This is a genomic window from Mesorhizobium sp. WSM4813 (genome assembly GCF_055811555.1).
In genome coordinates, this window is sequence record NZ_JBVVQU010000003.1 from 1 (window position 1) to 15,649 (window position 15,649).

Below are 15,649 nucleotides of genomic sequence, written 5' to 3' on the forward strand. Positions count from 1 at the left end.
ATCTGTTCTCGCCAGTTGAATGCAGAAACTACTTCACAGCAGCAGGGTATGGACTCACTTGAACGTCCGATGCTCTAGGAACGGCGGTGACCTGCATGTTGAGGTGGTTGGCAACGTCGCGCAGCGTTAGTTGGCGCTCGTAGTAGCCTTGGAACACCAGACGGGTGAAGTTGCGGCCGAGTTGGCTGAGTACGACTAGATGACGCTCAGGGCCGCCGCTACTCTTTTTCTCCGCCAGCGCGTCATATTCCGCCTGGAAGCTGACCCGGCGGCTTTCGTAAAACGCTCTGGTGGTCCGATTGAGCGTCAACAGCCGGCGCAAAATGACCTCACGGCTAACTCCGAAGCGGGCGGCTAAGGCCACCAACTCATCGTCGGCCCAGGTCATGTCCTGGCCTTTGGCGCGGACCAACGGCTCGCCAAGCAGCCAATCACTCGGAACCAGGGTGGCGGCGGCGACGGCGTTGCAGAACTGCTCGACCTCCGCGCTGGCTGGCTCAGGCGCGACGAAGTCGAGGCCGCTGATGCCGCTAGCCCTCACAACCAGATGGCAGAACTCGTGCAGCAAGGTGAAGGTCCGCCCATTGGTGCGGTCCCTGGAGTTGATGAGAATGATGGGCAGTTTGGTTTCGGCGATAGCAACGCCGCGCATCTCGGTGAGCGCCAGGCGAGGGACCATGAACACCAGCACATCCTTGGCCTCGATGGCCGTGCGCCAGTTGTCAAACGCCTTGGCCCGCCAGCCTTGCTGGTCGGTCTGCTTGACGCCGAGATAGGCACGAATGGCTGTAGAGAGCTTCTCCACGTCGTCGTTGATGGTTGCCTGAAGCTTGAAGTCCCGCACCGGCTCACCCACGTCGTTACGCAGCTCAAGTGCCAGTTCGCGGCGCTCACGCGCCTGGCGAATGGCCCACTCCAAGCCGGACTTGAAGGCATCCTCGGGAGTTTCACGTAGTCGCCGAAAATCCTGAATCGGCTGAAAATCGTGTGGTGGCTCATTGAGGTAGAAAATCGCCGGGGCGCGTTTGTAGAAATTCGCGGCCGCCAAAAATTGCGGGAAGGTCAACTGCTTCTCTCCGGCTTCGCAGGCCAGGAGCTTGTCCAAACTCACACCCATGCCTTCGGCCACCACCTCGGGGCTGAGGCGGGCCTGCTCCCGAGCCCATCGCAGAATGGCCGGGTTGATGTAGGCGAGGGTGCTCTTGGTCATGGTCGCTTTTACTCTAACACACAGCTGTCAATATGGCCGCCGCAACTCTTCATCGGGTTAATGCGCTTGAGGGCACGGGCGTTGCATCGGGTCGTCTACTCGTATCGACCGGAACGGCGTTTCTTGTAGGTAGGGTCGCGCTGCCGCGAATGCTCTGGCTTGAACGACCAATGCCTGAATTCCGCAAAGATAAGATTTGCCCGTCTTGTGGCTATGAACCAGCGCCGAACCCCGAGTGGCTGAGTTCACGGCGGAATTCTGATTTGAAAGCGCTTCCGGTACCTACGGACCAAATGTCCGCTCCCCTCCGGTTCAATCAATTTCAACACACCCACCACTCCTGCTGAAAAATCAGATCTTCTGGTCGTGCGGCAGCGGTGCGGTTGCCTTTTCCAGCCACGCCAGCGTCTCGCCATCGAGCATTGGTCCGATCTCGGCCAGCACGCGGGCGTGGTATGTGTCGAACCAATGCAGCTCGTCGCGCGTCAAGAGGTCCGATCGCACCAGCCTGGTGTCGATCGGCGCCAGCGTCAGTGTCTCGAAGCCGTGCATGGCGATGTCGCCGCCCTCTATCGGCTCGGCCGGTGTCACCAGAATGAGGTTCTCGATACGGATGCCGTAAGAGCCTTCTTTGTAGTAGCCCGGCTCGTTGGAGACGATCATGCCTGCCAGCAGCTTTTCGGTGCCGGTCTTTGCGATCCGCTGCGGGCCCTCGTGCACGGCCAGATAGGAGCCGACGCCGTGGCCGGTGCCATGGGCGAAATCGCAGCCATGTTTCCACAGAGCCAGGCGCGCCACGGCATCGATCTCCGAGCCGCGCGTGCCCGGAGGAAAGCGCAGCATGGAAATGCCGATCATGCCCTTCAGCACCAGCGTGAAGCGTTCGCGCATTTCCTCGGTCGGCCTGCCGATCGGCACGGTGCGGGTGATGTCGGTGGTGCCGTCCTGGTACTGTCCGCCGGAATCGAGCAGGAACAGCTCGCCAGACTGAAGTTTTCGGCTGGTGGCGCGGGAAACGCGGTAGTGCATGATGGCGCCGTTTGGACCGGCGCCTGAGATGGTGTCGAAGGACACGTCGCGCAGCGGCATCTGCGTTTCCTCGCCGGTCCTGCGGCGGCACTCCTCGAGCTTGGTGACGACCGCGATCTCGTCGAGCTTGCCGGGTTCTTGGCGGTCGAGCCAGCAAAGCAGCTTGGCGACGGCGGCGCCATCGCGGCGATGCGCGGCGCGAGCGCCGTTGATCTCGGCCTGGTTTTTCGTCGCGCGTGGAATGCGGGCAGGATCGGGTGCTGTGATGACGGTGCCGCCATTGTCCTCGACCAGCATCCTGAGCTTCTCCGCCGCCAGAACTGGGTCCAGCGCGATCTTCGCGCCACCCTTGGCCAGAGCTGCGATAACAGCTTCGAATTCACCGGGTTCGTGCAATTCGGCGAGCTGCGTCAGATAGGCCGCGACGATGCGCGAAAACTTGCGCTGGTCCATAAAGAGCAGGTTCGACCCGTCGGCGGCGAGCACGGCAAAGCCGAGGGCCAGCGGCGTGTGCGGCACGTCGCCGCCACGGATGTCGAAGGCCCAGGCAATGGAGGACGGGTCGGTCAGCACGGCATGGGTGGCGCCATCCTTGCCGATGGCCTCGGCCAGCCGCGTTAGCTTGTCCTTGGCCAACTCGCCGGCAAAGGCGATCGGATGGAGCTCGACCGGCGCCAGCGGTGGTTCGGGTTGGTCCTTCCAGATGGCGTCAATTGGATTCGTCTCGAGCGGCACTAGTACCGCTCCCGATTTTTCAGCCGAAGCTTTTAGCGCTTTCACGTCGCTAATCGTCTGCAGCCAGGGGTCGAAGCCAAGCCGCACGCCCTTGCCGAGATTGTCCTTGATCCAGGTGGGAGGCGGATTGTCGACCAGGCTTTCGATCGAGAAGATGTCGAGATCGACCTCCTGGCGCACCTGCAGCGTGTAGCGCCCGTCGACGAACATGATGGCGCGGTCGCCAAGCACGATGGCGACGCCGGCCGAGCCGCTGAAGCCGGTCAGCCATTTCAGCCGCGCCGAACGGTCGGCGACATATTCGCCCTGATGCTCGTCGGCACGAGGCACGATGAAGCCATCCAGCCCGTTGGCCGTCAGCCATTGACGCAGCAACGCCACACGCGGCTTGCCGACGGCGGGATCGCCGGCGGAATCAAAGGTCTGGAACATCTGGCCTCTCCTCGGATGTTGGCGCGACCGTAGCGCATGACCCCGAAAATCGGAATCGACTTTTTGCTACGCTGATCTTCGGTCCGGAGAAAATCAGCACAAGATCAAAGTGCTACAGCGTCAGCCGCCTGACAACTCGGTGGGGTTTGGTCCAGCAGCATCGCTTTTGCGCATAGACGCCATGCAGAATCAGCGATTTCAAAAAGGTCAGCATAGCTTACCTTTTTGATGTGGAGGAACGAGTCTTATTGCCCTGCAAAGGAGACCATCATGTCCACGATTTCAGCCAGACGCGGATTTTTCAGAAGCGCTGTGAATGCTCTCATCGAAGCGCGCCAGCGCGAAGCGAGCCGCTATGTGAGCGGCGTTCTGCTTGGCTTTGACGACGAAACGCTGAAAGCGCACGGCTACGATCGCGAAGAACTGAAGAAAGCGGCAAGGTCGCGCTACGTCTGAGCGAATTTACCGCCTGCGTTTGAAGGCGCTGCTCGTCACCGCTTGAGGTGAATCGTCACCCAGCCTTCGCGATGCAACGTCCTGACATGGCGGAACTGCTGGCCGACATAGGCCGAAATCACCGCGTCGCGCTGCCGGTCGAGGATGCCTGACAGCACGATCGAGCCGCCTAAGACGATATGCCCGGCCATTTCTGGCGCCAGCCGCATCAGCGGCCGCGCCAGTATGTTGGCGACGATGAGGTCGAAGGGGCCGCGAGCGGCAAAGATCGGATGGTGGAAGCCCGGCGCCGTCACCGTTTCGACGAGCGCCTTGACTTGGTTGAACCGTGCATTGGCGCCCGCGACTTTGCTGGCGACCGGATCGATGTCGGTCGCCAGCACCGGAATATGCGCGAGCTTGGCCAGCGCGATGGCCAGCACGGCGCTGCCGGTGCCGAGGTCGAGCGCGCTGCGCGGGCGCTCGCGCCGCACGACCTGTTCCAGCATTTCAAGGCAGCCGGCGGTAGTGCCGTGATGGCCGGTGCCGAAGGCGAGGCCCGCTTCGATCTCGATGGCGAGCTCGCCGCTGTGGCGCTTCCTGCGGTGATGCGCGCCGTGAACGAAGAAACGGCCGGCGCGCACCGGCGTCAGTCCCTCCAGCGAACGCGTCACCCAGTCGATATCAGGCACGGGCTCGCGCGCAATCGGCCTCGACAGTGTAAGCCCGGCAAGAATCTCATTCACGCGCGCCTCGACGGCATCGACATCGCCGTCGGCATAGAGCGACACTTCGTGAATGTCGCGATCCTCATCGACTTCGAGGATGGCAATCGGCAGACCCTCGTCCTCGAAGGCCGTTTCGAACGCCGCGAAGATACGGTCGGCATCGATCTTTCCAGTGGTGAAATAAAGCCGCGTTTGGGTCATCAAAAGGTGTTTTTGTTTGAGCATGATCTTTTCCGAAAATCGGTCTCACTTTTCGCTGTCGCGGACCTTCGGTTCGGGATCATGCTCTAACCTTCCGTCGCCAGCCGCTTGAGCTTGGCGATGGCGGTGTCCGGGCTTTCGCCATAGGCGATAGTGCCGGCGAAATCGCCTCTGGCGTTGAGCAGCAGCACCGAAGCGGTGTGGTCCATCGTGTAGTCGCCGTTGCCGGTATCGACCTTCTTCGAATAGATGCCGAAGGATTTGGCCATGGCGTGGACCTTGTCCGGGTCGCCAGTGATGCCGAGGATGCGGTCGGAGAAATTACTGATATAGGCGTTCATGATTTCGGGCGTGTCGCGCTCCGGGTCGACCGAGACGAAATAGGCGCGCAGGTTCTTGCCGTCGTCACCCATCGTCTTCAGCCAGCCGGCCAGTTCGAACAGCGTGGTCGGACAGACTTCCGGGCAATGGGTGAAGCCGAAGAAGACGACGCTGGGGTGGCCGCGAAAGGCAGCTTCGGTGACCGGAGCGCCCTTCTGGTCGACCAGCGTGAACGGCGCGCCAAACGGCTCGCCGCCATAGTGCCCGCGGTACCAGTCGAAGGTGAGCCAGCCGATACCCGCCGCCATCAGGACGAGAATGCCGACCAGTATTGAACGCATCATCAGTTGGGTGTCCGTCGTGGATTTCATTGGCACCGTATCGGCGCAAAAGCTTGTTCGGCGAACACTCTTAGCGGTTTGATCTCACGCGCGCAAAGATGTCGCGTTGCCGCAACCGCTTTCCCGTCAAAAAATGATCCGCTTGCAAAGCGCTGCAGCCTGTCCCACCTGAGGTGGCAAAACTCGAACTGCAGGAGGCTTCGTTGCAACGACTGATTGGGCAAGGACTGATTGGGCGAAAACTGATCGGCGGCGCTTTGGCCGCATGCCTTGTCATCGGTGCCGGTGCGGCTGTCGCCCAGGAGGTCGGCAAGGTCGGCGTCGACTGGCTCGGCAACGACATCATCGTCGAGGCGATCAAGGATCCGAAGGTCGAAGGCGTGACCTGCCACGTCTCCTATTTCGACCGCGGCGTGATCGATCGCCTGCAGAAGGGCAACTGGTTCGAGGATCCGTCGGATTCCTCGATCTCGTGCCGCCAGACCGGGCCGATCACCATCAGCGACATCGACATGAGCGAGGCCGGCGAGGAAGTGTTCAAGCAAGGCATCAGCCTGATCTGGAAGAAGCAGGTGGTGAACCGCATCTACGACAAAACCAATGAGACCCTGATCTATCTATCGCATTCGCGCCAGGTGCAGGATGGTTCAGCGAAAATGTCGGTCACCACGGTGCCGCTCTATGGCCAGAACGTAGTGTGGACCAACGGCAAGCCGAAATAGGCACTGGAAACAGGTGACGGACGATTGGTCCCGCTTGCGGGACAAATCGCTCGGGCGTAAAGCCGCCGGCATGGACCGTCCCGAAAACCTTGTCCTGAAAGATCCCGAACCGCGCATCCACCCGACCGCGGAATTGAAGGCGTGCAAGCTTGGGCGCTACGCCTCGATCGGCGAGCGAGTCATCCTGCGCGAAGTCATAGTGGGTGATTTCTCCTATTTCGAGCGCCACGCCGAGGCGATCTACACGACCATCGGCAAGTTTTGTTCGATCGCTGCTAACAGCCGGATCAACGCGCTGGAGCATCCGATTGAGCGGTTGACCCAGCACAAGGTCAGCTACCGCCCGAACGAATATTTTCGCTGGCTGGGTGTCGATGCGGCGTTTCGGGAACGGCGGCGGGCGAAGTCCGTCACCATCGGCCACGACGTCTGGATCGGCCATGGCGCGGTGATCATGCCTGATGTGACCATCGGCAATGGCGCCATCGTCGGCGCCAATGCGGTGGTGACGCGCGACGTTCCTGCCTATGCGATTGCCGCCGGCGTTCCGGCCAGGCAATTGCGCCAACGCTTCGAGGCGGACATCGCCGCGCGGATCGAAAGCCTTGCCTGGTGGGACTGGCCGGTCGAGAAACTGGCCAAGGCAGTCCCCGAGATGCAGGCAATACCGATCGAGGCCTTTCTCGATCGCTGGGAAAACGAAATACCCTGATCTTGCGGGCGCGTGCACGGTTATGTCCGTGAAATCTCTCCGTGCAAGGGAACCCGGAGCGATTGCCGGTTGTTTCTCTTGCCATGATCGAGAAGCTTTTCACTAGAATTGCCAACACGGTTGCCCATCTCGCCGGTATGCCGCTGACATTTGCCTCCTGCTGCCTGATCATCCTGATCTGGGCGGCGACCGGGCCGATTTTCGGCTTTTCGGACACATGGCAACTCATCATCAACACCGGCACCACGATCATCACCTTCCTGATGGTGTTCCTCATCCAGAACACCCAGAACCGCGATGGCGCGGCGATCCAAGCGAAGCTCGACGAGCTGATCCGGGTCGGCAAAGCCCACAACCACTTCATCGGCATCGAGCATCTGACCGAATCCGAGGTCGAGGAGATTCGCGCCAAATGCGAACAAGCGGCGAAGCGCCATGACCGGAAGATCGCCGACATTGCTGCCAAGAAGGCCGCTGGTCAAAAACGCGGTGCTAAAGATCAAGCCGCCTGAGCTCAGCGCTTCATAAACGCCGCGAAAGCGTCCTTGTGGTCCGGATGCCAGCGCGACAGGGCGGGGCGGTTCTCGATGATGTCGCCGATCGCCCAAGCCATGCGCTTTTCGTCCATGGGCCGTGTCGCCTCGTTGTCGGGGCACAGGATGTAGAAGTCGCCACGCACCAGCGAGGCCAGCATGAAGTCGACCACCTGCTCGCCGGTCCAGGCACCGGCGGGCTTTTCGGTCGCACCCTCGATCAGGCCGGTGAAGGTGAACCCCGGAATGAGCAGATGTGCCGCAACCTTTGCGCCGGGCTCGTTGCGCAGCGCATGTGCCAAGCCTTCGGTGAAGGTCTTCACGCCTGATTTAGAGACGTTGTAGGCAAGATTGCCGGGCGGCGTGGTGATGCCTTGCTTGGAGCCGGTGTTGACGATCAGGCCCGGCCCTCCGGCCGCCAGCATGCGCGGCACGAAGGCCTCGACGCCATGGACGAGGCCCCAAAAATTGATGTCCAGCAGCCGTTTCCAGGCGTCGCGGTTCTCCCAAGGTTTGCCGGGATTGTTGCCGACGCCGGCATTGTTCATCAACAGCGACACGCCGCCGAAGGCACCGAACGTCTTTTCGGCCAGCCGGTCGACTTCGTCGGCTTTCGAGACGTCGGTCGCAACAGCAAGTACCGCGCTGGCGCCGGCAATCGTGGCAACGGCGCCGGCAGCCTCATCGAGCCGCGCGCCGCCAATATCGGCAAGCACGATTTTCAGGCCCATTGCAGCCAGCCGCTTGGCCGCGGCAAGGCCGATGCCGCTGGCGCCGCCGGTGATGACAGCAACGTTGCCGGAGGCAAGGGCAGGCAAGGCGGTCTGGATTTCGGTGTCGGTGGTCATGGGCAATAGTATCCTCGTTCAAGTTGCGCCGAACTTAGCGCGGCGAGGGGCTCGCGCAAGCCCGCTTTGGCGTCCTTGGGTTGACCACATCGGCAGGCGCTGCGCATGCTGTCCGTGTAAGAAGGAGATTACCGATTGACCGACTGGATCGAGATCCTGAAAGAACAGACCGCCACCGGCGACCAGATGAGCCGCGAGGTGCCGCAAATGCTAGCCAATCCCGACATCAGCGAAGCGCAAGTGAAGACGCTGTTTTCGGCGCTCGAAAAGCAAGCGGAATTCGTCGAGAAGCTGCGCATGGCGCTGGAAAAATTCGGCCATGATTTTTCGGTGATCAAGGCGGCCGAGCGGTTGGAGGAACGCTATGCCGACCTTGCGGCCTCGGTGGCGGAAAAGCTGAAAGCGATGCGGGAATAGGCATACCTATTTTTCGACCAGCCTCTCGAACCGCCTGTCCGGTACGAACCAGATCATGGCAACCAGCACATAGAACGCGACGCTGATCCATTGATTGACGAAGGCCAGCGGAATGGCGGCGATGAGGATTACCGAGATCTTTTCCTTGCGGTCGGCGCCTACCGCTCTGGCGAAGGCAGTGTCGTGGCCATGCAGCCGGTGCAGCATGACGACCAGAATGAAGTAGGCGGCCGCGCAAAGCGCCAGGACAACACCGTAAACGGCGACAGGCACCGGCGCGAAATGGTTTTCGCTCATGAATGCGGTGGTGACGGGCATCAGCGACAGCCAGAACAGCAGATGCAGATTGGCCCACAGCACGCGGCCATCCACCCGCTGCACGGTGTGGAACATGTTGTGCAAATTGTTCCAGTAGATAGATGAAGGACAGCACGTAGCTGAGAAACGTGGGCCATAGAGGTGCCAGCACGGAAAACTCCGCGCCATGCGGCACCTTCAACTCGAGCACCATGATGGTGAATTTCCTCTACTGCGCCTGGCTCATCCTAGGCGATCGAAGTGGCTGGAGGGAAGACCTGGGCGCTGTCGTTCAGCCGTTCGGCGTCTCGGGCGAAAGATGCGCGCTGGCACGGCATGCCGAGGCCGGTGTCGGCGGCTCGCCGGCGACCGGCCTGTCTCCCTCCTGCATGGGCCGTTTTTCTGAGCGAGGCTTTTCGTCAAAAATCTCTCACACACCGGTCACAAACCCGTCCAGCACGCGTTTCTGGCCGGCCTTGTCGAAATCGATGGTCAGCTTGTTGCCTTCGATGGCCGAAATGTTGCCGTTGCCGAATTTCTGGTGGAAGACGCGGTCGCCGACGCTGAAGGCCGACGGCTTGTCGGCGACGGATTTGGCGACCAGCTCGCCGTCGATGGTGCGACCCTTGATCGAGGTGCGGCCGGCGCCGTAGCCGCTATCGGTTTCGCCATAGCCGATGCGCTCGACCTGGTGGCCGGAACGCGAGCCCCAGTTGCGGTCGGTCGCCTCGGTGCGGTTCTGCTGCGCGCGCTGCCAGCCCGGCGTCGCATAGGTGCTGGAGAAGGCACCCGATTTCTCGGTGCCGCCTGTATTGCCGCCAACATTGTCGAAGCGCGAAGCGCCATAGGGATTCTGCCTTCCTGCCCCCTGGCCGCCCCGCCCGGACGCGAAGGAGCCGCCGCCATAGGAATTGCTGTAACCGCCATAGGAGTTGCCGCTTTCGGCGACCTCGACATGGGCTTCCGGCAATTCATCGAGGAAGCGCGACGGGATGGTGGATTGCCACAGGCCGTGGATGCGGCGGTTGGAGACGAACCACAAATGCAGGTTCTTCTTGGCGCGGGTCAGCCCGACATAGGCCAGCCGCCGCTCTTCCTCCAGCCCGGAGCGGCCGCCCTCGTCGAGCGCGCGCTGATGCGGGAACAGTCCTTCCTCCCAGCCGGGCAGAAAAACGGTCTCGAATTCGAGGCCCTTGGCCGAATGCAGCGTCATGATGTTGACGGCGTCGAGCTCGGCGTTTTGCTCTGCGTCCATCACCAATGCTACATGTTCGAGGAAGGAGCGCAGCGATTCGTACTCCTCCATGGAGCGGATCAGTTCTTTGAGGTTTTCCAGCCGGCCGGGAGCTTCCACCGAGCGGTCGTTCTTCCACATGTCGGTGTAGCCGCTCTCCTCGAGAATGGTCTCGGCGAGCTCGGTGTGCGGCGTTGTCTCCAGTGCCTTCTGCCAGCGCTCGAAATTGGCGGCGACTTCGCGCAATGCTGCGCGCGGCTTCGGCTTCAGTTCGTCGCTCTCGGCGAGTTTTTCCGCAGCCTCCAGCATCGGGATGCGCAGCGCCCTGGCGGTGTCGTGGATCTGGCGGATGGTGGCTTCGCCCAACCCGCGCTTCGGCACGTTGACGATGCGCTCGAAGGCGAGGTCGTCTGCCCCTTGGGCGACGACGCGGAAGAAGGCCAGCGCGTCGCGGATTTCGAGGCGCTCGTAAAAGCGCGGGCCGCCGATGACGCGATAGTTGAGGCCGAGGGTGACGAAGCGGTCCTCGAATTCGCGCATCTGGAAGGACGCGCGGACAAGAATGGCCATGTCGTTGAGATTGTGCTTCTGCCGCTGGTAGGCCTCGATGGTTTCGCCAACGGCACGGGCCTCCTCCTCGGAATCCCAGGCGGCATGGACGTGCACCTTCTCGTCGTCCTCGGCGATCTTTTCGGTGAACAGCGTCTTGCCGAAGCGGCCCTCATTGTGGGCGATCAAATGGGAAGCCGTGCCAAGGATATGCGCGGTGGAGCGGTAGTTGCGCTCCAGCCGGATGATCGTGGCGCCGGGGAAATCCTTGTCGAAGCGCAGGATGTTGTCGACCTCGGCGCCGCGCCAGCCATAGATGGACTGATCGTCGTCGCCGACGCAGCAAATATTTACTTTGTTATCGCTCACGGGCTGTTCCGCGCCTGCCGGCGCGGGCCCTCCGCGAGGGCCTCGCAACGGCTCGGACGGACGGTCGTCCTTGCGGCCTTCGACCGGAATTCCCGATTCATCCTTCGGACTTGCCGGTCTATAGCTACCCGCCTCCGTTCTATCCGGAACTCCGGAAAGACTTGGAACGCCACCACCCGGAGAGCCACTTCGTGGTGGTTGCGGCCCGCCCGGCCGCTGCGCCAGAAGGCGCAGCCACATGTATTGGGCGGTGTTGGTGTCCTGGTACTCGTCGACGAGGATGTATTTGAAGCGCTTGTGGTATTCCTTCAGCACGTCCGGATTGGCGCGGAAGATGCGGATCGGGTGGCACAGGAGGTCGCCGAAGTCGCAGGCGTTCAGCGTTTTCAGCCGCTCCTGATAGGCCTTGTAGAGCTCGCGGCCCTTGCCGTTGGCGAAGGCGCGGGCGTCGCCCTCGGGAATGTCGGCGGGGCCAAGCCCCTTGTTCTTCCAGCCATCGATCATCTGGGCGAACTGCTTGGCCGGCCAGCGCTTGTCGTCCAGCCCTTCGGCCTGGATGAGCTGCTTGATCAGGCGCACGACGTCGTCGGTGTCGAGGATGGTGAAGTCGGATTTGAGCCCGGCAAGCTCGGCGTGTCTGCGAAGCAGCTTCACGCCAATCGAGTGGAAGGTGCCGAGCCACGGCATGCCCTCGACATTGCCTTCCCCGATCAGCAGGCCGATGCGCTGCTTCATCTCTCGCGCCGCCTTGTTGGTGAAGGTGACGGCGAGGATTTCCCTGGGGTAGGCCCTATGAGTCGCGAGGATGTGAGCGATACGGGTGGTCAAGACGCGCGTCTTGCCGGTGCCGGCCCCGGCCAGCACCAGAACCGGACCTTCGGTGGTTTCCACCGCCAGCCGCTGCTCGGGGTTGAGCCCGTTCAGATAATCGGGTGCATCGTTGTGGCCGCTGCGGGCAGCCATGGCGCGCGCGGCAATGCCCGACGGGGCCGCGGGCCGCGCGTTCGGTTCGTCAAAAAAAGGCATATCTTCCGAAAAGCCGGACATCTCCCCCGAATGTAGTGATTCGGCAGCGAAAGGCCAGAAGTGTCTCCGTTTTGTTCTCAATCCAGGGCCGGAACCTACAAACGGGTAGATTTAACCCACCGACGTCGTGGAGCGCTGCATGCCGGGCCTCACTCATCCGTGACTGGACCATGCGCGCTTCTATCTTATCTTGCGCGGCGGACATGTTCCCGAAGCCGAGGAGAGCGCCATGACAAAACCGAGCCCTGCCAGCCCAGCCGTCACGACACCCACCATTACCCAGGCGATGATCGACGCCTATGACGAATACACGCACCTGACGCTCGACCGGCGGCGCTTCATGGAACAGTTGACCAAGCTTGCCGGATCAGGTGCGGCGGCGACCGCAATTGCGCCGCTGCTGGCAGCGAATTCGGCCCGGGCAGCGATCATTGCCGAGGACGATTCACGCGTGACGGGCGAGGACATCAGCTACCCCGCCAGCGGTGGCGAGATGAAGGGCTACCTGGTCAAGCCGGCCGGCCAGTCCGCTAAGCTCGGCACCGTCATCGTCGTGCATGAGAACAGGGGGCTCAATCCGCATATACGCGATGTGGCGCGGCGCGTGGCGCTGGAAGGATTCGTGGCGCTTGCCCCGGACTTCCTGTCACCGCTCGGCGGCACGCCGGCCGAGGAAGACAAAGCGCGTGAGCAGTTTTCCAAGCTCGATCCGGCGCAGACCATCGCCAATGCGGTCGCAACGGTCGCTTTCCTCAAGGGATACGCGGACGGCAACGGCAAGGTCGGCGCGGTCGGCTTCTGCTGGGGCGGCGGCACGGTGAACACACTGGCTGCCAACGCTCCGGATCTGGCTGCCGCTGTCGCCTATTACGGCATGCAGCCGAAGGCCGAGGATGTGCCGAAGATCAAGGCGGCGCTGCTGCTGCATTATGCCGGGCTCGACACCCGCATCAATGCCGGTATCGACGCCTTCAGGAAGGAGCTCGATGCAGCCGAGGTCGAGTACACGATCTATGTCTATGAAGGCGCCAATCATGCCTTCAACAATGACACGTCCGCGGCCCGCTACGACAAGAACGCGGCGGACCTCGCCTGGGGCCGGACGATCGTCTTTCTCAAGGAGAAGCTTGCCTGATCATGCATTTGCCGGTTTGTGAAAAGCGACGCCGGCCACCACCAGCGCGATGCCGATGCAATCGGTAGGGCTGGGTATCTGGCGGAGCACGATGACGCCGATCAGCGTGGCGGTGACCGGCAGCAATGACAGCATCAGCGCGAAGCTCGATCGCGGCAGCCGCGACATGGCAAGCTGGTCGCAGATATAGGGGATGACCGACGAGCAGATGCCAACGCCGATGGCGGCGAGGAGTAGAGGCGGCGCCGAGAAAGCCGGCAGCGCATCGGTGAAGCCGATCGGCAGCACGATGACGAAGGCGACCGCCATGGCGGCACCCAGGCCGGCGATGCCGTCGCCAGCGCCGGCGCGGGCGACGCGATGGCCAAGCACGATGTAGGCAACGAACAGCGCGCCGTTGAGGAAGGCCCAGAACAGGCCGATCGGGTCGCTTGACCATTTGACATCGATCAGCAGGAAGGTGCCGGTGACGGCAACGGCAAGGGCTGCGAGATTGCGCGGGCTTCTGAGGCCGACCAGCGCAACGCCGATGGTGCCGACGAATTCGATCGCCGCGACCAGCGAGATCGGCAAACGGTCGAGCGCCAGGTAGAAGGAGCAATTCATCACGCCGAGGCAAGCGCCAAAAGCGAGAAGCAGCAGTCGTGTCGGCCGGTCGGCGCGGGCGAAGACCGTCCAGGGCCGGGTCAGCGGCGCGAAGACCAGGACGGCCGTGACGATGCGCAGCCAAGCCATGCCGAGCACGCCGACATGCGGGAAAAGCAGCACGGCGAAGGCCGGCCCGAGGTAGTGGAATATTGCGCTGACGCCGAACCAGACGTGCGGCGGCAGCGAGGTCGCCAGCTTGCCAAAGGCAGGGCCGGCGAGCGCAGGGCGTGCAGCTGGGGCTTGCGTTCGATCTTCCACGCGATCATTATCGCAGGTGATCTTTCCGGTTTATATGGATAATGACCAGCCACAGAGATCATTGATTTTCCAAAACCAAGGAGTTTTTCCTGAAACGCCTTCGAAACGAAAATGCCGATCTGGATGCCACCGATCTGAAAATCCTGCGCCTGCTGGAAAACGATGCGCGCACCAGCACCGCCGAACTGGCGCGCGCGGTCGGCCTGTCGGCGCCGAGCGTGGCCGAACGCATCCGGCGGTTGCAGGAGAGCGGCGTGATCGAAGCCTATACGGTGCGGATCAATCCGGCGGCGCTCGGCATGAAGCTGTCGGCATGGCTGCGGATCAGGCCGGTGCCGGGACAACTGGCCGTGGTGGCCGAGATCATCCGCGAGTTGCCGGAAATCGCCCAATGCGACCGGGTGACCGGCGAGGACTGTTTCATCGCGCTGGCGCATGTCGGCTCGGTGGCCGAACTCGAGCGGGTGATCGACCGCATCATTCCGTTTGCGATGACCAACACCGCGATCATCCAGTCGTCACCGGTGGTGGCGCGTTCGCCGCTGGAGGCAGTGAAGCGGCAGCCCTGACGGTTAAGGAATTAAGCGCTGCCGTCAGGCATGCCCGCGTTTCATCCGCGCCTGCTTCAGGATGGCGCGCCAGCGGATCATGGCGAAGGGGATCGGCTCGTTGTTGTTGGCGATGTGAAAAATCTCGTTGTTGAGGTTCTTTAGCGAGCGCCAGAAATCATAGTCTGTGATGCGTGGGTCGGCCGCCAGCCTGTCCGCCTCGACCTTAATATCGGTTTTCATGCACGTTCCCCGAACCGCTTCATCCCCCGCCGCTCGTGCGGACGGTTTTCGAACGCCGCGCTGAGTCGTTCAACGCGTCAATTCGGCTTGTTCACGTTAAAACCTTGGTAAGGTTAACGGCGGTCGGACTGCGGTTCAAGCGTCTTGCGACGAATACCGATCGAACGGCCGGCGCGCTCAGGCATCGGCAACGCCGCATGGGCGGCGCGCATGGCTTCGACCTTGGCCAGGACATCGGCCGGGAAGGGCGCCACCTTCGGTCCGGACATGTCGACATGCAGCGACAATGATTCGGAAGTGGCAGCGAGCCAGCCGTCGACATGACGAATTTCCTGGTAGGCCCTGAGCCGCTTGTCGTCGTGGTCGAGGAGTTGGAAGGAGACGGCGACTTTGTGCTCCAAATGCAGCTCCTGCACGTAGCAGACATGCACTTCCGCCGTGTAGATGGTGAGGCGACGGTCCTTGGCATAGTTGGGCCCCATCCCCATCATTTCGAACGCTTCGTCGGAGCAGCGGTCGAACAGCACGTTGTAATAGGCCATGTTGAGATGGCCGTTGTAGTCGATCCAGTCCTTCTCAATGTCCATGGCACGAGAGACGAAGGGGGCAGGGGTGGACATCGAAAACTTCCTTCTCGCTGGACAGGACGTGGTTGGTGAGACTACCCATCCATAAGTC

The 15,649-nt window shown here is 62.0% G+C and carries 16 protein-coding genes and 1 pseudogene; 7 read left to right on the forward strand and 10 right to left on the reverse strand.

What is annotated here, in order from left to right; genetic code table 11:
- Window positions 1-28 precede the first annotated feature (28 nt).
- Both AC0L25_RS01950 and AC0L25_RS01955 read right to left on the reverse strand, forming a co-directional pair.
- Window positions 29-1,210: an ImmA/IrrE family metallo-endopeptidase gene (locus AC0L25_RS01950; RefSeq protein ID WP_473593978.1), complete on the reverse strand. Its 1,182-nt coding sequence runs from the start codon at window positions 1,208-1,210 to the stop codon at window positions 29-31.
- 351 nt (window positions 1,211-1,561) lie between these two features.
- Window positions 1,562-3,406 (reverse strand): aminopeptidase P family protein, encoded by a 1,845-nt coding sequence (locus tag AC0L25_RS01955; RefSeq protein WP_473593979.1) that lies wholly within the window; start codon window positions 3,404-3,406, stop codon window positions 1,562-1,564.
- 270 nt (window positions 3,407-3,676) lie between these two features.
- Between AC0L25_RS01955 and AC0L25_RS01960 the strand changes: the two genes are divergently transcribed.
- The gene (locus tag AC0L25_RS01960; protein ID WP_352952476.1) at window positions 3,677-3,862 is read left to right on the forward strand and encodes a hypothetical protein; all 186 of its coding nucleotides are present in this window, start codon (window positions 3,677-3,679) and stop codon (window positions 3,860-3,862) included.
- Between the two features lie 35 nt (window positions 3,863-3,897).
- Here the strand turns inward: AC0L25_RS01960 and AC0L25_RS01965 are convergent, their stop codons facing one another.
- Both AC0L25_RS01965 and AC0L25_RS01970 read right to left on the reverse strand, forming a co-directional pair.
- Window positions 3,898-4,770 carry a 50S ribosomal protein L11 methyltransferase gene (locus AC0L25_RS01965; RefSeq protein WP_473594114.1) on the reverse strand — a complete coding sequence of 291 codons (873 nt, stop codon included), beginning with the start codon at window positions 4,768-4,770 and terminating at the stop codon, window positions 3,898-3,900.
- 86 nt (window positions 4,771-4,856) lie between these two features.
- On the reverse strand, window positions 4,857-5,435 hold the full coding sequence (locus AC0L25_RS01970) for an SCO family protein (protein ID WP_473593980.1): 579 nt from the start codon (window positions 5,433-5,435) through the stop codon (window positions 4,857-4,859).
- A gap of 200 nt (window positions 5,436-5,635) precedes the next feature.
- On the opposite strand from AC0L25_RS01970, the gene AC0L25_RS01975 reads away from it, so the two are divergent.
- The 3 genes from AC0L25_RS01975 to AC0L25_RS01985 all read left to right on the forward strand — a co-directional run bounded on the left by AC0L25_RS01975 (window position 5,636) and on the right by AC0L25_RS01985 (window position 7,378).
- Window positions 5,636-6,154 (forward strand): CreA family protein, encoded by a 519-nt coding sequence (locus AC0L25_RS01975; protein WP_473593981.1) that lies wholly within the window; start codon window positions 5,636-5,638, stop codon window positions 6,152-6,154.
- Window positions 6,155-6,224: 70 nt separating this feature from the next.
- Window positions 6,225-6,866 (forward strand): DapH/DapD/GlmU-related protein, encoded by a 642-nt coding sequence (locus tag AC0L25_RS01980; RefSeq protein ID WP_473594115.1) that lies wholly within the window; start codon window positions 6,225-6,227, stop codon window positions 6,864-6,866.
- 83 nt (window positions 6,867-6,949) lie between these two features.
- A complete protein-coding gene (locus AC0L25_RS01985; RefSeq protein ID WP_473594116.1) occupies window positions 6,950-7,378 on the forward strand; it encodes a low affinity iron permease family protein in 429 nt (142 codons plus the stop codon).
- A 2-nt stretch (window positions 7,379-7,380) separates the two neighbouring features.
- On the opposite strand, the gene AC0L25_RS01990 is transcribed toward AC0L25_RS01985, so the two are convergent.
- A complete protein-coding gene (locus AC0L25_RS01990) occupies window positions 7,381-8,247 on the reverse strand; it encodes an SDR family NAD(P)-dependent oxidoreductase (RefSeq protein WP_473593982.1) in 867 nt (288 codons plus the stop codon).
- A gap of 135 nt (window positions 8,248-8,382) precedes the next feature.
- Between AC0L25_RS01990 and AC0L25_RS01995 the strand changes: the two genes are divergently transcribed.
- Window positions 8,383-8,664 (forward strand): hypothetical protein, encoded by a 282-nt coding sequence (locus tag AC0L25_RS01995; protein ID WP_095494736.1) that lies wholly within the window; start codon window positions 8,383-8,385, stop codon window positions 8,662-8,664.
- A gap of 6 nt (window positions 8,665-8,670) precedes the next feature.
- Here the strand turns inward: AC0L25_RS01995 and AC0L25_RS02000 are convergent.
- Window positions 8,671-9,175 (reverse strand): annotated as a pseudogene (locus AC0L25_RS02000) (TMEM175 family protein).
- A 216-nt stretch (window positions 9,176-9,391) separates the two neighbouring features.
- Window positions 9,392-12,160 (reverse strand): ATP-dependent helicase, encoded by a 2,769-nt coding sequence (locus AC0L25_RS02005; RefSeq protein ID WP_473593983.1) that lies wholly within the window; start codon window positions 12,158-12,160, stop codon window positions 9,392-9,394.
- Window positions 12,161-12,368: 208 nt separating this feature from the next.
- Here AC0L25_RS02005 and AC0L25_RS02010 point away from each other — a divergent pair, with 208 nt between their 5' ends.
- Window positions 12,369-13,274, forward strand: coding sequence for a dienelactone hydrolase family protein (locus AC0L25_RS02010; protein WP_473593984.1), 906 nt, complete (start codon window positions 12,369-12,371; stop codon window positions 13,272-13,274).
- Here AC0L25_RS02010 and AC0L25_RS02015 read toward each other — a convergent pair whose 3' ends face one another.
- Window positions 13,275-14,180 (reverse strand): EamA family transporter, encoded by a 906-nt coding sequence (locus AC0L25_RS02015; protein ID WP_473593985.1) that lies wholly within the window; start codon window positions 14,178-14,180, stop codon window positions 13,275-13,277. It abuts the gene before it with no gap.
- An 89-nt stretch (window positions 14,181-14,269) separates the two neighbouring features.
- Between AC0L25_RS02015 and AC0L25_RS02020 the strand changes: the two genes are divergently transcribed.
- Window positions 14,270-14,749: an Lrp/AsnC family transcriptional regulator gene (locus tag AC0L25_RS02020; protein WP_473594117.1), complete on the forward strand. Its 480-nt coding sequence runs from the start codon at window positions 14,270-14,272 to the stop codon at window positions 14,747-14,749.
- Window positions 14,750-14,773: 24 nt separating this feature from the next.
- On the opposite strand, the gene AC0L25_RS02025 is transcribed toward AC0L25_RS02020, so the two are convergent.
- Both AC0L25_RS02025 and AC0L25_RS02030 read right to left on the reverse strand, forming a co-directional pair.
- Window positions 14,774-14,971, reverse strand: coding sequence for a hypothetical protein (locus AC0L25_RS02025; RefSeq protein ID WP_023676715.1), 198 nt, complete (start codon window positions 14,969-14,971; stop codon window positions 14,774-14,776).
- Between the two features lie 113 nt (window positions 14,972-15,084).
- Window positions 15,085-15,591, reverse strand: coding sequence for a thioesterase family protein (locus tag AC0L25_RS02030; protein WP_473593986.1), 507 nt, complete (start codon window positions 15,589-15,591; stop codon window positions 15,085-15,087).
- Between the last annotated feature and the right edge of the window lie 58 nt (window positions 15,592-15,649).

Excerpts from the sequence above, each read along its gene's own strand:
- AC0L25_RS01950 (WP_473593978.1), bottom strand. The coding sequence starts at position 1,210 with ATGACCAAGAGCACCCTCGCCTACATCAACCCGGCCATTCTGCGATGG.
- AC0L25_RS01955 (WP_473593979.1), bottom strand. The coding sequence starts at position 3,406 with ATGTTCCAGACCTTTGATTCCGCCGGCGATCCCGCCGTCGGCAAGCCG.
- AC0L25_RS01960 (WP_352952476.1), top strand. The coding sequence starts at position 3,677 with ATGTCCACGATTTCAGCCAGACGCGGATTTTTCAGAAGCGCTGTGAAT.
- AC0L25_RS01965 (WP_473594114.1), bottom strand. The coding sequence starts at position 4,770 with ATGACCCAAACGCGGCTTTATTTCACCACTGGAAAGATCGATGCCGAC.
- AC0L25_RS01970 (WP_473593980.1), bottom strand. The coding sequence starts at position 5,435 with ATGATGCGTTCAATACTGGTCGGCATTCTCGTCCTGATGGCGGCGGGT.
- AC0L25_RS01980 (WP_473594115.1), top strand. The coding sequence starts at position 6,225 with ATGGACCGTCCCGAAAACCTTGTCCTGAAAGATCCCGAACCGCGCATC.
- AC0L25_RS01985 (WP_473594116.1), top strand. The coding sequence starts at position 6,950 with ATGATCGAGAAGCTTTTCACTAGAATTGCCAACACGGTTGCCCATCTC.
- AC0L25_RS01990 (WP_473593982.1), bottom strand. The coding sequence starts at position 8,247 with ATGACCACCGACACCGAAATCCAGACCGCCTTGCCTGCCCTTGCCTCC.
- AC0L25_RS02005 (WP_473593983.1), bottom strand. The coding sequence starts at position 12,160 with ATGTCCGGCTTTTCGGAAGATATGCCTTTTTTTGACGAACCGAACGCG.
- AC0L25_RS02010 (WP_473593984.1), top strand. The coding sequence starts at position 12,369 with ATGACAAAACCGAGCCCTGCCAGCCCAGCCGTCACGACACCCACCATT.
- AC0L25_RS02025 (WP_023676715.1), bottom strand. The coding sequence starts at position 14,971 with ATGAAAACCGATATTAAGGTCGAGGCGGACAGGCTGGCGGCCGACCCA.
- AC0L25_RS02030 (WP_473593986.1), bottom strand. The coding sequence starts at position 15,591 with ATGTCCACCCCTGCCCCCTTCGTCTCTCGTGCCATGGACATTGAGAAG.